This window comes from Nonomuraea sp. NPDC046570, assembly GCF_040645915.1.
Taxonomy (GTDB): Bacteria; Actinomycetota; Actinomycetes; order Streptosporangiales; family Streptosporangiaceae; genus Nonomuraea.
The window spans coordinates 171,368-189,698 of record NZ_JBEYZF010000010.1 but is presented as its reverse complement, the minus strand read 5'-3'; the positions used below and the strand labels follow the sequence as shown (position 1 = coordinate 189,698).

General features: G+C 68.9%; 16 protein-coding genes. 5 read left to right on the top strand and 11 right to left on the bottom strand.

The window, feature by feature from the left end; genetic code table 11:
• The first annotated feature begins 8 nt into the window (after nt 1–8).
• The 4 genes from ABZ911_RS18690 (at nt 9) to ABZ911_RS18675 (ending at nt 4,028) form a co-directional block, all read left to right on the top strand.
• Complete coding sequence (locus ABZ911_RS18690) at nt 9–506, top strand: R3H domain-containing nucleic acid-binding protein (protein ID WP_358056896.1); 498 nt, start codon at nt 9–11, stop codon at nt 504–506.
• Nucleotides 507–684: 178 nt separating this feature from the next.
• The gene (rsmG, locus tag ABZ911_RS18685) at nt 685–1,302 is read left to right on the top strand and encodes a 16S rRNA (guanine(527)-N(7))-methyltransferase RsmG (protein WP_358056894.1); all 618 of its coding nucleotides are present in this window, start codon (nt 685–687) and stop codon (nt 1,300–1,302) included.
• 137 nt (nt 1,303–1,439) lie between these two features.
• Nucleotides 1,440–2,369 (top strand): ParA family protein, encoded by a 930-nt coding sequence (locus ABZ911_RS18680; RefSeq protein ID WP_358056726.1) that lies wholly within the window; start codon nt 1,440–1,442, stop codon nt 2,367–2,369.
• Nucleotides 2,370–3,068: 699 nt separating this feature from the next.
• Entirely contained in the window at nt 3,069–4,028 is a 960-nt protein-coding gene (locus ABZ911_RS18675; RefSeq protein WP_358056724.1) for a ParB/RepB/Spo0J family partition protein, read from the top strand.
• A gap of 1,048 nt (nt 4,029–5,076) precedes the next feature.
• On the opposite strand, the gene ABZ911_RS18670 is transcribed toward ABZ911_RS18675, so the two are convergent.
• The 3 genes from ABZ911_RS18670 to ABZ911_RS18660 all read right to left on the bottom strand — a co-directional run bounded on the left by ABZ911_RS18670 (nt 5,077) and on the right by ABZ911_RS18660 (nt 8,476).
• Nucleotides 5,077–6,123, bottom strand: coding sequence for a beta-eliminating lyase-related protein (locus tag ABZ911_RS18670; protein ID WP_358056722.1), 1,047 nt, complete (start codon nt 6,121–6,123; stop codon nt 5,077–5,079).
• Nucleotides 6,124–6,133: 10 nt separating this feature from the next.
• Nucleotides 6,134–7,099, bottom strand: a complete 966-nt coding sequence (locus tag ABZ911_RS18665) for a D-alanine--D-alanine ligase (RefSeq protein WP_358056720.1) — start codon at nt 7,097–7,099, stop codon at nt 6,134–6,136.
• A gap of 144 nt (nt 7,100–7,243) precedes the next feature.
• The gene (locus tag ABZ911_RS18660; RefSeq protein WP_358056892.1) at nt 7,244–8,476 is read right to left on the bottom strand and encodes a PLP-dependent aminotransferase family protein; all 1,233 of its coding nucleotides are present in this window, start codon (nt 8,474–8,476) and stop codon (nt 7,244–7,246) included.
• Between the two features lie 280 nt (nt 8,477–8,756).
• Between ABZ911_RS18660 and ABZ911_RS18655 the strand changes: the two genes are divergently transcribed.
• Nucleotides 8,757–9,374, top strand: coding sequence for a GNAT family N-acetyltransferase (locus ABZ911_RS18655; protein ID WP_358056718.1), 618 nt, complete (start codon nt 8,757–8,759; stop codon nt 9,372–9,374).
• A 131-nt stretch (nt 9,375–9,505) separates the two neighbouring features.
• Here the strand turns inward: ABZ911_RS18655 and trxA are convergent, their stop codons facing one another.
• The 8 genes from trxA to ABZ911_RS18615 form a co-directional block, all read right to left on the bottom strand.
• Nucleotides 9,506–9,820 carry a thioredoxin gene (trxA, locus tag ABZ911_RS18650; RefSeq protein WP_358056716.1) on the bottom strand — a complete coding sequence of 105 codons (315 nt, stop codon included), beginning with the start codon at nt 9,818–9,820 and terminating at the stop codon, nt 9,506–9,508.
• Between the two features lie 11 nt (nt 9,821–9,831).
• Nucleotides 9,832–10,764 (bottom strand): thioredoxin-disulfide reductase, encoded by a 933-nt coding sequence (trxB, locus tag ABZ911_RS18645; RefSeq protein WP_358056714.1) that lies wholly within the window; start codon nt 10,762–10,764, stop codon nt 9,832–9,834.
• Nucleotides 10,765–10,909: 145 nt separating this feature from the next.
• The gene (locus ABZ911_RS18640; RefSeq protein ID WP_358056712.1) at nt 10,910–11,773 is read right to left on the bottom strand and encodes a zf-HC2 domain-containing protein; all 864 of its coding nucleotides are present in this window, start codon (nt 11,771–11,773) and stop codon (nt 10,910–10,912) included.
• Nucleotides 11,763–12,353, bottom strand: a complete 591-nt coding sequence (gene sigM, locus ABZ911_RS18635; RefSeq protein ID WP_358056710.1) for an RNA polymerase sigma factor SigM — start codon at nt 12,351–12,353, stop codon at nt 11,763–11,765. The genes ABZ911_RS18640 and sigM overlap by 11 nt, the downstream gene beginning before the upstream one ends.
• Before the next feature lie 58 nt (nt 12,354–12,411).
• Nucleotides 12,412–13,932, bottom strand: a complete 1,521-nt coding sequence (locus ABZ911_RS18630; protein ID WP_358056708.1) for a protein kinase family protein — start codon at nt 13,930–13,932, stop codon at nt 12,412–12,414.
• A 158-nt stretch (nt 13,933–14,090) separates the two neighbouring features.
• Complete coding sequence (murJ, locus tag ABZ911_RS18625; protein ID WP_358056706.1) at nt 14,091–15,713, bottom strand: murein biosynthesis integral membrane protein MurJ; 1,623 nt, start codon at nt 15,711–15,713, stop codon at nt 14,091–14,093.
• Nucleotides 15,710–17,821 carry a DUF6049 family protein gene (locus ABZ911_RS18620; RefSeq protein ID WP_358056704.1) on the bottom strand — a complete coding sequence of 704 codons (2,112 nt, stop codon included), beginning with the start codon at nt 17,819–17,821 and terminating at the stop codon, nt 15,710–15,712. The genes murJ and ABZ911_RS18620 overlap by 4 nt, the downstream gene beginning before the upstream one ends.
• Nucleotides 17,822–17,868: 47 nt before the next feature.
• Nucleotides 17,869–18,312: a YbaK/EbsC family protein gene (locus tag ABZ911_RS18615; RefSeq protein WP_358056890.1), complete on the bottom strand. Its 444-nt coding sequence runs from the start codon at nt 18,310–18,312 to the stop codon at nt 17,869–17,871.
• Between the last annotated feature and the right edge of the window lie 19 nt (nt 18,313–18,331).

Genomic DNA, 18,331 nt, shown 5'->3' with positions numbered 1-18,331 from the left:
GGCTGGGCATGACCGAGGCCGAGCAGGAGACGGTGGCTGCGGCTCCCGATCTCGCGGCGCTTGAGCAGGAAGGCGAGATCGCGGCGGACTACGTCGAGGGTTTGCTGGACATCGCCGACATCGACGGCGACATCGACATGGACGTCGAGGGTGACCGGGCGCTGGTCTCCGTGGTCGGCGTCAAGGGCACCGATCTGGTCGGTCCCGCCGGTGAGGTGCTCGAGGCGCTGCAGGAGCTCACCCGCCTCGCCGTACACCGGCAGACGGGGGAGCGTTCCCGGCTGATGCTCGATGTGGCCGGGTACCGCGAGCGGCGCAGGGCCGAGCTGACCAAGCTCGGCACCGAGATCGCCGAGGGGGTCAAGCGCGACGGCGAGCCCAAGGCCCTGCACCCGATGACGCCGTTCGAGCGCAAGATCGTGCACGACGCGGTCGCGGCCGCGGGCCTGCGCAGCGAGTCCGAGGGCGAGGAGCCCCACCGTTTCGTGGTGGTCCTGCCTGCCTGATCGCAGGTACGGCGGAGACTTCAGCCGAACGGCCGTCAGCCCGCACGTGGCTGGCGGCCGTTCGTCTGTCTCACGCCCCCGCATCACCCATATCCAGATTTTTCATGAGAAAGGTCGCCGATCAGTGAGCGACGAGCTGCCCGCCGCACCGCAGATAGCCCGCGAGGTGTTCGCCGGAATGGCCTGGGATCGGGCCGAGGCATTCGCGGAGCTGCTGGCCGGGCCCGGCGTCGTGCGCGGGCTGCTCGGCCCGCGCGAGGTGCCGCGCATCTGGGATCGCCACTTGCTGAACTGCGCGGTGGTGGCCGAGGCCGTCCCCGCCGACGTGCGACTGGTGGACATCGGCTCGGGAGCCGGCCTGCCCGGCCTGGTCCTGGCGATCGTACGGCAGGACGTCACGGTTACCCTGCTGGAACCGCTGCTTCGCCGTACCGTGTTCCTGGAAGAGTGTGTCGAGGTGCTCAAGCTGGACAATGTCGAGGTGCTGCGCGGGCGGGCCGAGGAACTGGCCGGCAAGCGTGAGTTCGACGTGGCCAGCGCGCGCGCCGTCGCCCCGCTCGACCGCCTGCTCACCTGGGCGATGCCGCTGTTGCGCGAGGACGGCGAGCTGATCGCGATGAAGGGGGAGCGGGCCGCCGAAGAACTCGCCGAGGCGGGTCCCCAACTCCGCGCCATGGGGGCGCGGGCAGCCGAACTCATCACCGTCGGGCAAGGTAAGGTCGAGCCGCCCGCCACTCTCGTACGAGTGGTCGCGGGTCGCCCGCCCGAGCGAGGCCGGCGGCGACGAAAGAGGTGACGGTTGTGCCGGGCACGTCATGTGGTCTTGGCTGGCCAGGAGGCCCCGGGCCGGAGAGCCCCGCAGGGCTCGGCTGGCCGGAATTGGGCGTGTCGCAAGACCGGATTCCAGGCACCACCCCGCCGCTGGTTGAAAGGATGGCCATCGTGACCCAGACCCCCCTTAACCCCGGCGATTCGCCGCTGGTACGAGAGGCACTCAGCTCAGTGGTTTCACGTGAAACGTCTGCGACCCAGACGGCAGCCGCAGCCGTGAGCGGCTCCCCGGACGGCGGTTGGCCCCGCCCGCCCAAGACTCGCATCATCGGTGTGGCCAACCAGAAGGGCGGGGTCGGCAAGACGACGACGTCAGTGAACCTGGCCGCGGCGCTGTCCATGCACGGCCTGCGCGTCCTGGTCGTCGACCTCGACCCGCAGGGGAACGCGTCGACCGCCCTGGCGACCGAGCACCGCGGCGACATCCCTGACGTGTACCAGGTGCTGGTGGACGATCTGCCGCTGTCCGAAGTCGTGAAGGCCGTACCGGACATGCCCGGGCTCTACTGCGCGCCGGCGACCATCGACCTGGCCGGGGCGGAGATCGAACTCGTCTCGCTGGTGGCCCGTGAGGCGCGGCTGCGGCGGGCGCTTGAGGCTTACACGGACGTGGAGCTCGACTACATCATCATCGACTGCCCGCCGTCGCTGGGACTGCTGACCGTCAACGCTCTGGTGGCGGCCAACGAGGTGCTGATCCCGATCCAGTGCGAGTACTACGCGCTGGAGGGGCTGGGGCAGCTTCTGCGCAACGTGGACCTGATCAAGGCGCACCTGAACCCGACGCTGGGGTTGTCGACGATTCTGCTGACCATGTACGACGGGCGTACGCGGCTGGCTTCACAGGTGGCGGACGAGGTACGGTCCCACTTCGGCGAGGTGGTGCTGAAGACGGTCATCCCGCGCAGCGTCCGTCTGTCTGAGGCACCTAGCTATGGGCAGTCGGTCATGACGTACGACCCTGGGTCGAGCGGCGCGATGGCCTACATGGACGCCGCCCGCGAGATAGCCATCAAGGGCGCCCTTCTCTAGGGTCCATCTCTGGCCCCCTCCTCACCTAGCTACTCGCCCCCGTCTGTTCTGCGAGTCGTACTCACCCGGCGGGTCCGCTCATCAGGGGTGGTCCGCTTGCCCGGGGGTTGCTTGCCGGAGGGGTGCTTGCCCGGGGGGTGTTCACCCGGGGGGCGCCACGGGTGTTCACACCCGGGGGGTCGCCCACATGCCTGGCTCCAGTGCCAAGGGTTCGCGCCCCCGCCGCTCGCGTCCCGGCCGCGTCGACTCACAGCGCCGTCTGGCACGCCCAGACCGCATCTACCTCCTCCTTCTCCACTTACCCTCAGCCAGCCTGCCTCGGCCATTTCTGGACGGGGTTGTTCCTGATCCTGGCGGAGATCGAGCCCGCCGCCCGCTGAGCCAAACTGCGTACCAAGTCCCGTGATCTACCGAGCCCTACCTATCTCCTTGACTCGCCACCGGCCTGGCTCGCCACCGGCCCGGTCCGCTACCGGCCTCGGCCTCGTTTGTGCGGGGTGGATGAGGGGGCGCTTTGTCGTACCTCTGGTCGTACCTCTGAAGGTGTGTCGGGGTGGGGTGGGTGTCGAAGGCCACTTTTGTGGCGTGGTCTTCTCAAACCAGACCGAAGCGCGTGTGGCGAGCGCGCACCGGGTAGGGCGCCCGACGGTAACCTCTCCTGGAGTGACCGGAATCGGCCCGGGCGGATGAGGAGACGCAGTGAGTCAGCAGCGGCGGGGACTGGGCAAGGGACTCGGGGCGCTCATCCCGACCGGGCCGATCGTTGACGGTACGGGAGCCGTGGCGCCCGCAGGGGAGCAGGTGGGGGAGACAGGGCCCAATCCGGTGGCCGGAGCGTACTTCAGGGAGATCGCGCTCACCGCCATCACGCCGAACCCGCGCCAGCCGCGCGATGTGTTCGATGAGGATCGGCTGGACGAGCTTGCGGCCTCCATCAAAGAGGTTGGTCTGCTGCAGCCGATCGTGGTGCGCTCGATCGGTGGTGGACGCTACGAGCTCATCATGGGGGAGCGGCGCTGGCGGGCGTGTCAGCTCGTCGGGCTGGACGTGGTTCCCGCCATCGTGCGCAACACCCAGGACGACGACCTCCTGCGTGACGCCCTGATCGAGAACCTTCAGCGGGAGCAGCTCAACCCGTTGGAAGAGGCGGCGGCGTACCAGCAGCTGCTTGACGATTTCGGCGCCACGCACGAGCAGCTGGCCCAGCGCGTCGGCCGTTCCCGCCCGCACATCTCCAACACCCTCCGCCTGCTGAACCTGCCGCCCGAAGTACAGCTCCGCGTCGCCGCCGGAGTGGTGAGTGCCGGTCACGCTCGCGCACTGCTGGCCCTGGACGACTCCCGCGCCCAGGAGTATCTGGCCAAGCGCATCGTCGCGGAAGGGCTGTCGGTCCGTACGGTCGAGGAGATCGTCGCCACCGGCGGCGCGAACGGCGCCGGCAACGCTCCCAGGGAGCGCGCCACCAAGAAACCGTCAATGCCCGGTCTCGTCCACCTGGCCGACCGCCTCTCCGACCATTTCGAAACGAAGGTCAAGGTCGACCTGGGGCGCCGCAAGGGCCGCATCGTCGTCGAGTTCGCCACCATCGACGACCTCGAACGCATCATCGGCGCCATGGCCCCCGAAGCCGCCAACGCCATGCGCGAAACCGAAGACTAGCCATCCGAGACGAGCCCTACCTCGTTTCACGTGAAACATGGTCCGCCTCAACGCCTTGCCGGGTTCCCTCGCAAACAGAGCAGGCCCAGCCCGCACACCGTTTCACGTGAAACCGCGCCACGCCGACCGTCCCCGCGCCCGCCTCCGCGGCTGGACATGGCTGCGCCGTTTCACGTGAAACCCGTTCCCTCGCCGCCTCCAGAAGGACCCTTGGCGCCCGCTGGCGCGATCCGCTTATCCTCGACGTGTCTGTACGGCCGTGGCGCACCACGCCAATGGGGAGCCGGGCCGATGGCGAGCCGGAGAGATTCGCAGGGATTGGAAGATGACGGGAGCTCGGTAGACAGTTGGGCTCAGCAGGCGGCGGGCTTGACGGAGTGAGCGCGATGGACGGAGTGAGCCTCCTGCTCGTCTTGCTCGATCCGTCTATCGGCGGGGCTTCTCGCTCACTGGCCACTCGCTCGCCGAACATTCGCGCGGGCGTCGCAGCGGCGGCCCACGATGTCCCACTCTTCGCCGCACACTCGGCACCAGCCATTGCGGGCGGTCTCTTCTTTCTGCTCCCCTTCTGTTCTTCGTGACTACGCCCCTTCGTATCTCATGCCCTCCGACTCCAGTGGCGCTTCACCTTCCTTGGGCGAGGCCTTCGCTGTGCAGGAGGGGGTGCCGGGCGCCGTGGTGCCTCTCGCGTGCGAGATGTGGCGCGTGAGGCTCCTGCGCGGCTCGGTCTGCTCCCATGTCGGCGGCGTGTTGATGGATGCCGACTGCGTGCTGATCCTGGTTTCACGTGAAACCAGGATCAGTGGCGAGGGCGTGGAGCCTGCCTGGCCGCTCCCGGTCGGGAGTCGCTAGAGGGGGGATGCGGGTGCGGTTATCGAGTTAGCGCAGACAGTTGGTGGCCGCGGTTCGCTGACCAAGACCTGGGAGGTGAAGGCGTAGCGCTACGAGTCCAGTAGCGCTACGAGTCCAAAGGTGTGAAGGCGGGCTAGACGGAAGGCGGGAGGGAAGGTGGGAGCAGAGCTGCTGGGATGGGGAGTACGCCAGGGTGTCATGTCTGGAGGGTGGAGCGGATGGTGGTGAGGAAGGCGTCGATGTGGGTGGGGGTGGTGTCGAAGGCGGTCATCCAGCGGACCGTGCCGGCGGCGGGGTCCCAGGTGTGGAAGGTGAAGTGTTCTTGGAGTTGTGGGATGACCTCTTGCGGGAGTGTGGCGAAGACGGCGTTCGACTGGACCGGGTACGCGAGGGTGACGTCGGGGAGGTCGGTCAGGCCGGCTGCGAGGCGGGCGGCCATGGCGTTGGCGTGGGCGGCGTTGGTTCGCCAAAGGTCGTCTGTCAGCAGGGCGGAGAGTTGTGCGGAGATGAAGCGCATCTTGGAGGCCAGTTGGAGGGACTGTCGCCGCAGGAAGGGTGCGCCGGGGCTCAGCGAAGGTTCGAGGACGATGACGGCTTCGGCGGCCAGGGCGCCGTTCTTGGTGCCGCCGAAACTGAAGACGTCCACACCGGCGTCGGTGGTGATCTCCCGTAGGGAGCAGTTCAGGAAGGCCGCCGCGTTGGCGATTCTGGCGCCGTCCATGTACAGGAAGAGGCCCGCCTCGTGGGCGGTGTCGGCGAGGGCGGAGATCTCGTCGGGGGTGTAGCAGGTGCCGAGTTCCGTCACCTGGGAGATGGAGACGACGCGTGGCTGCGACTCGTGCGGGTTGCCCACACCTGACAGGCGGCAGCGGATGTCGTCGGGGACGAGTTTGCCGTCGGCGGTCGGTACCGTCATGAGTTTCACGCCGAGGAGCCGTTCGGCGGCCCCGGCTTCGTGGGTGGCGATGTGCGCGGTGTCGGCGCAGATGATGGCGTCGTAGCGGCCGAGCATGAGCGCCAGTCCGACCATGTTGGCTCCGGCGCCGTTGAGTACCGCGAACCCGGTGGCGTCGGGCCCGAACGCGGACTGCACGTGTCCGTCCAGGGCGGTGGTCCAGGCGTCGCCGCCGTACGCGGGTGCGTCGCCGTCGTTGGCGGCTGCCATCGCCTTGAGGATGTCCGGGTGCACGCCCGCGTGGTTGTCGCTGGCGAAGCTCTTGGGATACGGGGAATCGATCAGCACACAGCCCAGGCTAGGAGACCTGGGGCCCAGAGCGGTTGGCGGCGGACTGGAGGAGGGCGCGGCAGAGGGTGCCGAGGTCTTGGCCGGCGGCTTCGACCGCCATGGGAAGGAGCGAGGTCTCCGTCATGCCGGGAGCCACATTGACCTCAAGGAAGTACGGCTGGCCCGAAGCGTCGACGATGAGGTCGGTCCGGGAGACGTCGCGCAGCCCGAGGGCCGTGTGCGCGGTGACCGCCATCTCGGCGCAGGCGAGTGACGCCTCGGCGGAGAGCCGGGCGGGAGCGAAGAACTCGGTGTGCCCAGCGGTGTAGCGGGCCGCGTAGTCATACACGCCCTCGTCGGGCACGATCTCCACCGGCGGCAGCGCCACAGGCCCCTCGCCGAGGTCGACGACGGACACGGCGACTTCGACGCCTTCGATGTACCGCTCGATCAGCGCGGTGTCACCGTACGCGAAGCAGCCCACCATGGCGGCGGGCAGGTCTTCGGCGGTGCGCACCATGGACGCGCCGAGCGCGGAGCCGCCGCGGGCGGGCTTGACGAACAGGGGCAGGCCGAGGCGTTCCACGATGCGGCCGAGTACGACGGTGGCGCCGAGGTCGTGGAAGGTTTCCTTGGGCAGGGTGACGGATTCGGGGGTGCGCAGCCCGACGGAGCGTACGACGGCCTTGGCGGTCGGCTTGTCGTAGGCGACGCGGCACGCGTCGGGGTCGGCTCCGACGTACGGCACGCCGAGCAGCTCCAGCACCGACCTGATCGCCCCGTCCTCGCCGGCCCCGCCGTGCAGGGTCACGAAGACGGCGTCGGGCCGGTCGGCGAGGATGGAGGGCACCAGGGAGGCGTCGGTGTCGCGGGTCTCGACGTCGATCCCGGCCGCGCGCAGCACCTCGCTCACGCGACGCCCCGAGCGGAGGGAGACCTCCCGCTCGTAGGAGAGCCCGCCGGCCAGCACGAGCACGTGGCTGAGATCGCTCATCTAACATCCTCCGGATGGTCCCCGGCGTTGAAGCTCGCCGGACGGTGTTCCACCGTACCGGCGTCTCGGGGGGTTGGTGTACAGCAGGCGTAACGCGGACCGGCCGCCCCCCATGCGGGAGGCGGCCGGTGTGGCTGAGACGGGTCAGGCCAGGTCGGGGCCGGGGGTGTCGACGCCGCCGTGGCCCAGCACGGAGCCGGTGCCGAAGGTGTCGCGCATCTGCAGTTCCTGCTCGATCACCCCGCTGAGCCTTCGTACCCCTTCCCGGATGCGCTCAGGCTCCGGGAAACAGTACGAGAGCCGCATGTGCCGGGATCCGCTGCCGTCGGAGAAGAAGCCGGTGCCGGGCACGAACGCCACCCGTTCGGCCACCGCCCGGGGCAGGATCGCCTTGGAGTCGAGCCCTTCGGGCAGGCTGGCCCAGACGAAGAAGCCGCCCCCGGGCCGAGTCCAGGTGACTCCGGCCGGCATGAGCGACTCCAGTGCGCCGAGCAGCGCGTCCCGTCGTTCCCGGTACAGCTCTCTGAACGTCTTGATCTGCTCCCGCCAGGGCTGCGTGGCGAGGTACTGCCCGACGGCGAGCTGGGTGAACGACGAGTGCGACAGCACCGCCGACTCCATGGCGAGCACGAGTTTGTCGCGGATGGCGTGCGGCGCGAGCGCCCATCCGACGCGAAAGCCGGGCGCCAGCGTCTTGGAGAACGACCCCAGGTAGACGACTCCGTCGGGGCAGTCGGCCCGCAGGGTGCGCATGGGTTCGCCGTCGAAGCCGAGCAGCCCGTACGGGTTGTCTTCGACGATGAGGATCCCGGCCCGCTGGCAGATGTCGAGCACCTGCTGCCGCCTGGCCACGTTCAGGGTGACGCCGGCGGGGTTCTGGAAGGTCGGGATCGTGTAGAGGAACTTGACGGTGCTTCCGGCGGCGCGGAGGGCGTAGATGGTCTGCGCCAGCGATTCGGGCACAATGCCCTGATCGTCCATGGCGATATGAACCACTTTGGCCTGATAGGCGGCGAATGTACCGAGGGCGCCGACGTACGAAGGGCCTTCCGCGAGCACGACGTCACCAGGATCGATGAAGATCCGGGTGATCAGGTCGAGCGCCTGCTGCGAGCCGACCGTGACGACCACGTCGTCCGCCCCGGCGTCGATCCCCTCAAGCCGCATGACCTCGCAGATCTGCTCGCGCAGGTGCGGGTCGCCCTGGCCCGAGCCGTACTGCAGGGCCACGGGGCCGCGCCTGGCGACCAGGTCGGCGACCAGCTCGCCGACGACGTCGAGGGGAAGGGCCGTGACGTACGGCATGCCGCCGGCGAGCGAGACCACCTCGGGCCTGGACGCGACGGCGAAAAGAGCTCGAATCTCGGAGGCGACCATCCCGGTAGCTCGTGCTGCGTACCGATCGACGTAGGCGTCGATGCGCGACCCGTGGGTCGCGGGCGTCTGACCGTGATCCGATTCTTCCGCCACGGTCCACCTCCTAGGTCATGTAAGTGAAGCCGAGAGTCCAGAGTACGTCAGTCGGACTTGTCGCCCGTGACCAGCCCAACCGCTGGGCACGATCCACAGGAACCGCTGACGCCGCATTCACTGGGCTACGATGCCACGTGTAGACGTGCTTTTCGCGCGCTTTTCCGCGCAACGATGGGGGGCGCAGTTGTCGCGTCGGCTGGTCAACATCACCCTCGACAACCTGGATGACCTGCCGCGAAGGTGTCGGCAGTGCGTCTTCTGGGAACTCGATCCGGTCAGTGGCGAGCGCGCCGTCAAGGCGGGCGACCCGGCGCTGGAGAAAGAGGCGTGGATCTCGGGCACCCTGCTGGAGTGGGGGAGCTGCGGGAAGATCCTCTATGTCGACGGGGTCCCGGCGGGTTTCGTCCTGTACACCCCGCCGCTGTACAGCCCGCGCTCAGTCGCCTTCCCGACCTCGCCGGTCAGCGCCGACGCCGTCCTGCTGATGACCGCGCACATCATCCCCGAATTCTCCGGCGGCGGCCTGGGCCGGATGCTGATCCAGGGCGTGGCCAAGGACCTGACCAGGCGCGGCGTGCGGGCCATCGAGGCGTTCGGCGACCTGAAGTGGGAGGAGCCGAGCTGCGTCGTCCCCGCCGAATACCTGCTGTCGGTGGGATTCAAGACCGTCCGCCCGCATCTGCGCTTCCCGAGGCTCCGCCTGGAGCTGAAGACGGCCGTCTCCTGGCGTGAGGACGTCGAGGTGGCCCTGGAACGCCTCCTCGGCTCCATGAGCCCGGAACGCGCCCTTCGCCCCGTCTAACGCCTTCCAGGCGCTTCCGGGGAGGCGCCCGGCGCGCCCGCGATCGTCCATGACCAAAAAATGAGAAAAGCCCCCTGCGGCCAGGGGGCTTTTCCATGCGGAGGTACGGCTGTCGCCAGCCGCGGGGGGCTCTAGATGATGCCCTCAAGCTCGCGAAGCAGCATGGCCTTCGGCTTGGCGCCGATGATCTGCTTGACGACCTCTCCACCCTTGTAGACGTTCATCGTGGGGATCTGGAGCACACCGGCGTTCCGGGGAACCTCCGGATTCTCGTCGATGTTGAGCTTGACGATCTCCAGCCGGTCGCCGTACTCCTTGGCGATCTCCTCCAGGATCGGGGCGACCTGACGGCACGGGCCGCACCACTCCGCCCAGAATTCGACGAGCACGGGCTTGTCGCTCTTGAGGACCTCGGCATCGAACGTGGCGTCGGTGACTGCCTTCACGGGAGCGCTCCTTACTTCTCGTTGCCGGCCAGCCAGCGCTCGGAGTCGAGAGACGCCGAGCAGCCGGTGCCCGCTGCGGTGATGGCCTGACGGTAGATGTGGTCGACGACGTCGCCGCAGGCGAACACGCCTTCGATGTTGGTCTCTGTGCTGGGCGAGGCGACCTTGATGTAGCCCTCGTCGTCCAGCTCGACCTGGCCCTTGACCAGGTCGGTACGCGGGTCGTGGCCGATGGCGATGAACAGGCCGTCGGTGGCCAGCTCGCTCTCTTCGCCGGTCTTGAGGTTGCGCAGCTTGACCGCGGTCACCTTGTCGTCGCCGAGCACGTCGACGACCTCGCTGTCCCAGACGAAGCTGATCTTGTCGTTGGCGAAGGCCCGCTCCTGCATGATCTTGCTGGCGCGCAGCTCGTCGCGGCGGTGCACGACGGTGACCATACGGGCGAACCGGGTGAGGAAGGTGGCCTCCTCCATCGCGGTGTCGCCGCCGCCCACAACCACGATGTCCTTGTTCCGGAAGAAGAAGCCGTCGCAGGTGGCGCACCAGGAGACGCCGTGGCCGGACAGGCGCTTCTCGTTGGGCACGCCGAGCTCGCGGTAGCCCGACCCGGTGGCCAGGATGACCGACTTGGCGAGGTAGGTGTCGGTGTGCGTCTTGACCACCTTGGGGTTGGCCGCGAGGTCCACCTCGACCACATCGTCGGCGACCAGTTCGGCGCCGAACCGCTCGGCCTGCTTGCGCAGGTTGTCCATCAGGTCGGGGCCCATGATGCCGTCAGGGAATCCGGGGAAGTTCTCCACGTCGGTGGTGTTCATCAGCGCGCCACCCGCGGTCACCGAGCCCTCGAAGACCAATGGCTTCAGCTCGGCGCGCGCGGAGTAGACGGCCGCGGTGTATCCGGCCGGACCGGAACCGATAATGATGACATCTCGGACGTCCTTCAACGTTCCACGCCTTTCGTTTCTGCTGTTGCCAGTGGCGACAACAGATCCTAGGCGTCCGTGATTCCCTTACCTACCCACATCGCCAGGCCCATGAGAAAGGCAAACGAAAGGAGCCCACCGAAGTGGGCTCCCGACGTGACAGAGGTTACTTCCAGCGCCCCAGAACGGGCTTGCGGATGGCCTTGCACTTGAACGGATCGACCACGTCGACCCGTACCTTGTTCCTGGCCTGGTCCTTCCAGGAGGCGATCACGAGCGCCTCCTGCCCGTTGTACTGGCTCTGGTCGACCGCGATCGGCCTGAGCTTGGTCCGGGAGGTGATCTTGGAGACGCAGGCCGCCACCTTGCCGTTGCCGCCGCCGTCCTCCTTCTTGGCTTCGTACGGGCCGAAGTAGCCCACCAGCGGCTGCTTGAGCGCATGCTCGCTGTAGTTGTAGCCGGAGTCCGTGATCATGTAGCTCACCCCGGCGGTCTCGCTGGGCACGGCCGGCTGCGCCTGCAGGACCTTGCCACGTCCCGGCTCACCGCCGCTCGCCGTCAGCAGGCCGCTGGAGACCACCACGGAGCCGACCACGGCCGCCGCCGCTGCCGCCGCCACCGCGGGCATCGCCCATCTGCGCCGTCGCGTGGACGCGCGCCGCCTGGTCCGAACGACGCTGCCGTCGTCCGCCACCACGCCGAGCCGTACGGGCTCTGGTGCCTCCTCCCATGGGGCGTCTCGCATGAGCTCGTCCCAGTCAGGGCTTTCCACGAGGCCGACTCCGCCTCCCCGCGCCGAACCCGCCTCAGCGGCCAGCGCGCGGTCGATCCGGAGTGCGACACCCATCGGCATGGCCGGTGTCGGTGTCGCCGCCAGCACCTCGCGAACCGCGGCCAGGTCAGCAAGGAGCTCCCCGCATGGGGAGCATGCCGCGAGATGCTCGCGTACCTGCTGGGCCGTGGCAGCGTCCAGGAGACCCTCGGCCAACTCGGCCAGGATCTCCAGATCGTAGTGCGTGTCACCCGTCACGAAGTTCTGCTCCCTTCGCGGATGAGACGCGGGTGAGGTTGGATCGGTTCCGCAGATGCGAAAGAATTGGGGCAAGTTTCGCGCGACCCCGTGCACATCGGCTCTTCACCGTCCCACTGGGCACGGACAGCACCTGAGCTGCGTCTTCGACTGAATATCCCATCATGTCGACGAGTACGAGCGCGGCCCGCTGGTCGGCCGGAAGCAGTTTCAGCGCCGCCGAAACCTCCATCGAAACCTCGCGCTCGGCCGTCTGGTCGGGCATCGGGGTGTCCCGCTCGGCCGCCTCGATCAGCTCGTCGTCGGCGACCGGCCGGACCGACTTGCGGCGCATCCTGTCCAGGCAGGCGTTGACCACGATGCGGTGCAGCCAGGTGGTGACGGCCGCCTCACCGCGAAAGCTGTGCGCCTTGCGATAGGCGGAGACAAAGGCGTCCTGTACGGCATCAGCCGCCTCATCAGGATCACCCAGCGTGCGCAGCGCGACGGCCCACATCCGGTCTCGGTGCCTTTTGACGATCTCGCTGAACGCGTGCGGGTCCCCATTGATGTGCCGAGCCAGCAGCTCGGCGTCAGGCACGGGGGCCTGGGGCTGCTGCTCATCGGCGAAAGGTGGCTCGGGTGGGGAGTTCACAAGGTTATGCCGATCCGGGGGAGTACACCACTACGTCATAGATGGTGCCACGAAACCTACCTTCATCCGCAGGGAGACGCGTAAACCAGATCAAAACGTACTGACCGCTTGCGGCCTCCGGCGGCGTCAGGGTGACCTTGCCCGAGACGTTCTTCTGCCGGGCCACCGTCTTCAGCGCGGACAACTCGGGAGCGTCGCCCACCCTCAGCTCCACGGTGGAGCCCGGGTTGCTGGACAGCGTCACGGCCACGTTGGCGACCTGCACGGGCTTGCCCATGTCGACCAGCAGCCCCACGCCGTCCTTCAGCTTCCCCAGCTCGGCGCTGTTGTAGAAGGTGGTGTGCCAGAACGTGCTCGGCTTGCCGTCGATGGCGTCCTCGCCCAGCTCCGGATGCTCGGCCTGGTCGTCGCCGAGCGGGTCGAAACCGGTCGCGCTGGACGGCTTGACCACCTGCGGCTCGGCCGTCCGCGTCGGCTTCACCGTGGGACCGCCCGCGACCTCAGGCGTCGACGGGCTGCCGATGCTGCGGCCGAGCGTCCACGCGCCGAGGCCCACGGCGACGATCACCAGCAGCACCACGATCGCCATCAGCGCCTTGTTGAGCGTGCTGCCGCCGTCGTTGCCCTGGCGCGGGTGATGGTGGTGGTGGGTGGGCGGGGCCATGGTGGTCTGCGTCTTCGGCCACTCGGTGTCGATGCCCTCCGAACGCGAGACCGTCGCGGGGGCGGGCATCGGCGAGTAGGCGACCGGGATCGGCATGGGCCTGGCCACGTCGGACAGCGCCTCGGCCACCTCGGCGGGCGAGGTCAGCGCGCTCTGCCCCTTGCGCGACTCGGGCAGCGCAGCCCGGCAGGTGACGGTGTCGAGATAGCCGGGCACGCCGGCGGTCACCTGACGGGGCGTGCAGAAGTGCCCGTCGCTCATCGGGGCGGCGGGCAGGCCGCCCTCCTCCTCGTCGCCGGGCCAGTGGCCGGTCAGACCGGCGTACAGCAGCCGGCCGAGGCCCTCGGCGTCGTCGAGCGCGGGGTCGTCGGTGGTGAGCCCGGCCACGGCGGCGTCGATCCCGACGCCCAGCACCTTGAGCGTGCCGCCGGTCGTCCACACCAGGTTGCCCGGTCGCAGGCACAGGTGGTGGAGACCCGCCTCGTGGGCGTGCGTCAGCGCCTCGGCCGCCTCGGCGACCAGCCCGGCCGCCCGCTCGGGCTCCAGCGGGCCGGCGGCCAGCAGGTCGGACAGCGAGTCGCCGGTCACCCACTCGCTGACCACGAAGGCGAGGTCCTCCTCCTGCGCGGCGTCGAACACCTGGGTCAGCCGGGGGTCGGTGAGGCGGCTCGCGGCCCTGGCGGCGGTGACCACCTCGGTGACGCGGGCGAAGTCGGGGGCGAAGGTGTGAACGGCTACAGGCCGCGCCAGAATCTCGTCGATGGCCTTCCACAGTGTGACGCCGTCAGACTCGCTGACGACGTCCTCCAGTCGGAAACGCTCGGCCAGGCGTGTGCCGGGTTCGACCGCTGAGGTGCTCATGACTCGGTCACCTGCGTGGCGATGTGCCACACAGGCACGCTATGCCGGGTGGATCCGCCCACGCCCCTCCTGCTTCCATTCGCCGCGTGTCGCACCATGGTAGTGCCGGGCCGGTTCCGCCCGCGTTCTCCTTGTCAGACCGGCGAGGCAGTGCCCGCCTATCGGCCTACCCTTCCCGCCACCAATCCAACGATCGAGTTCACCTCCGGGATGCGCATCCTGTGCGCGATGAACAGGTAGAGCGCACCGCCGAGAACGACGCCGACCGTCAGGATGATGAGCGAATTGATCAGACTAAGCCCTCCGAAGAGCTGCTGTACCCCCCACACCGTGGCCAGCGAGAGCACCGCCGTGGGCAGCGCCGCGAGATACATCCTGGTCAGCGCCGATCCCACCGCCCATCCGCCCAGCCCCTGAACCCGGCGGCTGGCCATGTTCCAGGCCGCCACCGCGCCGATGCCGTACGTCGCCGCGTAGGCGAAGGCGAGCCCCATGACCGCGTACCGGGCCGGCAGCGTGTAGAACGCGGCCAGGCTGATCACGACGTTGCACGCGGTCGTGCCCGTGCCCACGAACACCGGGGTACGGGTGTCCCCGAAGCTGTAGAACACCCGGAGCAGTAACTGGAAGATCGAGAACGGCACCAGCGCCAGCCCGAAGACCTGCAGCACGTTGCCGATGTAGATGGCGCTCTCCACCGAGGTGGCGCCGTGCGCGTAGATCGGCACGGTGATGGCCGGCCCGAGCACCATGAGCATCAGCGAGGCCGGCACCATGACCGCGCTGATCAGCCGGACCCCCGAGGCGAACTCGCTGCGGATGTCGTCCAGCCGCCCTTCGTTGGCCGCGCGGCTCATCCGGGGCAGCATCGCGGTGATGACCGAGACGCCGATGATGCCGTAGGGCAACTGGAAGAGCTGGAACCCGAGCATGTACGGCGTGTAGCCGACACCGTGCTCGATGCCCTCGGAGGCGGCGATCTTGCTCGCGGCGGTCGCCAGGTTGGTGGTGAGCAGCAGGCCGAGCTGGACGATGATGATGTAGCCGAACGTCCAGACCGCCATCCGGCCCATCTCGCCGAGCTTGGCGTTCCACACGTCGAGGCGCGGCCTGAAGGAGAACCCGGTCCGCTTCAGCGCGATGATCAGCACGATCGCCTGGGCGACGATCCCGGCGGTGGTACCGAGGCCGAGGATGGCCAGATCGGTGTCGGTGGCCTTGGTGATGTCGCCCCTGGCCGTGCTGACCGCGATGTAGGCGAACAGCAGCCCGATGACGACGAGGTTGTTGATCACCGGCGCCCACATGGGGGCGGCGAACCGGTCGCGGGTGTTGAGGATGGCCCCGGCGATCGCGCCGACACCGAAGAACGCGATCTGCGGCAGGATGAACCTGGCCAGCGTGACCGCCACCTCCCGGTCGCCCTCGCTCCACTCCGTCGTGTAGATGCCCACGAGGTACGGCGCGGCCAGCACGGCGATCGTCGCGACCACCGCCAGCGCCACCGCCGCGATGCTGATCAGCCGCTGCTCGTAGGCCCGTCCGCCGTCCGCGTCCTGCTGCTGCGCCCGCACGATCATCGGCACCACGACGCTGCTCAGCACGCCGGTCAGCAGCAGATCGAGCAGGACGTAGGGAATGTTGTAGGCCACGTTGTAGGCGTCGCCGAGGGCCGTCACGCCGATCGCGGACGCGAGGACCATGGTGCGCACGAAGCCGGTGACCCGAGACACCAGCGTGCCGGCGGCCATGATCGCACTGGCCCGCAACATGCGGCTCATACGTGCTCGCTCTCCCTCGTCTTCGTGGCGCGCGCGACGCGCTTCTGCGACCGGCGGCGCAGCACGCGCATCACCACGGCGGCCAGCATGACGACCAGCCCGCCGCCGACGATCACCAGGGCGATGCCCGTGTAGCCGGTGGTGCGGACGGTCAGCTTCTGGGCGGGGCCGTAGTTCTTGCCGTCGAGCGTGGTGAGCTGGACGGTGACCAGCGCGTCCCCGCTCCTGCTCGTCGTGGCCTTCATCGGGATCACCACGGTGCCGTTCTGCTCGGCGGTGATGGTGAGCGGCATCTGCTCGTCGTAGCTGCCGATGGTGAGCAGTTCGCGGTTGTCGGAGGTCACCGCGACCCTGAGGGTGACGTCCTGCTTCAGGCCGTTGCGGACGCTGATCGGGATGGACGCCTCGGTGCCCGCGATGCTGCGCGGCTTGTCGCTGGAGATGCCGGTGACCTGGACCTTGCCGATGTGCTCGTCGGTGGTCGCGTTGACCTGCTTGGCCGAGGAGGTGGCGGCGCCGGTACGGCCGCGCCAGGCCGAGGAGGTCAGCCGCAGCACCGACCTGTCGAAGGCGGACAGCAGCGGCTTGGAGGTGATCTCTGTGGTCAGCCGGGACTTGCCGGCCAGCTTCGCGACCCCGTCGAGGTACTTCTTGCCGAGCTCGGCCTTCCGGTCCAGCTCGGTGTAGGTCAGCGCGGCCCGCGGCACCCCGGCCTTGCCCGCCTTGAGGGCGGTGACCGGCCCGTTGGCCAGCCAGGGAAGACCGGCCGTGGTCTTCAGCAGCGCCGTGACGTGCTCGGGGTTGGGCTGCCAGCGCCGGGAGGGGGCCACCAGCAGCGACCGGGCGGGCGCCGTCGGGGGCTGCTCCTTGGCGATCATCGCGGTCTCCGCGACGAACCGCTGCCTGGCCATGACCGAGGAGCCCTGGAACGACGGGTCGAGTTCGAGGGCGCGGCTCAGCCCCGGGTCGGCGACCAGAGCGGTGACCGGGCCCATGACGCTGTCGACGGTGGTCGCCGCGTCGGGCGTGGTGAGGACGGGTGGCTGCGGCGGCGCGTTCTGGGCGTTGAGCAGGACGGTGTCGACCTTGCTGACCGCCAGCAGGTCGAGGCCGTCGGCGTCGATCAGCCCGCCGACCGGCCAGTTGACATTGGTCGGCACGTCGCGCTGGAGCAGCTTGCGCGCCTGCTCCGCGCCGATCGAGACGGCCTTGCCGGTCTGCTCGTCGAGGCCCTGGTGGGCGAGGGCGACCACATCGGGGTCGGCGTACGGCGTGGCCACCACGGAGGCCGTGGCGAGCGCCGAGCGCAGGGATTCGAGCCACTGGGCGGCGCTGGCGTCGGCGGGCCGGTCCTGGCTGGTCTTGCGGGTCTTGACCCGGTGCGGCCTGGTCATCGCGTCCACGTCGTCGAGCAGGGCGGGCTCGACGAACCAGGTGACGTTCTTCGGCTTGGATCTGGCGATCTTCAGCAGGTCGGCCAGGCGGCCGGTGCCGACGAGCGAGGTGCGCAACTGGTCGTCGATGAAGGTGGCGTCGACGGAGCGGTGCGGCTGGTCGATGATCGGCAGCGCGAAGGCCAGCCGGGTGCGCGGGAGCTTGGGCATCGTCGACGGCGCGTAGGTCAGATAGGTGCGCTGGATGGCGATCGGCTGCCAGTTGGCGTCGAGGACCTCGACCGAGAGCGGGTAGACGCCGAACCCCGACAGGTTCAGGTAGGCCGGGGTGACGGGCGGCAGCTCCCACTGGGCCTTGCCGCCCGCGTTGATCGCCGGGATCTCGGCGACGATGCTGCGCGAGGCCTGATCGCAGGCCTGGCAGGTCTGGTACGCCTCCAGCGAGGCCCGGTCGGGAAAGGGGACGCTGGTGTAGCGGATGCGCACCCGCAGGCCGGACAGGGCTGCGGCGCCGGCGTTGGTGACGGTTCCGGAGATGTTGATCTCGGTGGTCGGCTCCCTGGGGACGTCGGGAGTGATCGCGTCGACGGTCAGCTTGACCGTCTGCCGTCCGGCCGTGACCGGGGTCGCGGCAGCCGTACTCGGCGCTGTCACGGCCGTGGGCGCGAGCAACGCGGCGGAGAGGACGGCGAGGAGCGTGGCCTTACGGATCACGCGTCTGTCCGGAGTGGAGTTCGACGCACGCCCGCAATGGTACGGGCTCAGTGCCGGATCGCGACCGCCTCACGTGATCCACGGGGCCGTGGGATCCGCAGATCCACGGTTTTTCCCGACAGGAGTGTCACCAGGTCGTGGGCGCGGAGGGAGAGGGCCGTGTGACGCTCGCCGGTGGCGGTGAAGACGGGCTCGGCATCGGTGCTCAGCCGGTCGTCGACGAGCACCCGCAGGTCACCGGGCAGCAGCAGCGGGCAGACGAGACCGGCGGCGTAGTCGGTGGCGGCGTTGACCAGGAAGGCCGGGGCGGGGCGCACCCGCCGTCCGCCGAGGAGTCCGCCGACCGCTCCCGGCCTGGGCGGGGTGGCCGCCGTCGAGATCACCGCGACCGCTTCGCGGCCCGGTTTGGCCGACACCTCGAAGACCGTGACCGTCACACACCTCGCGGGGGGAACCGAGATCGTCTGGGGTAGTTCGTCCGCGCACGTCATGGGGCGCGGAAGGCGTACG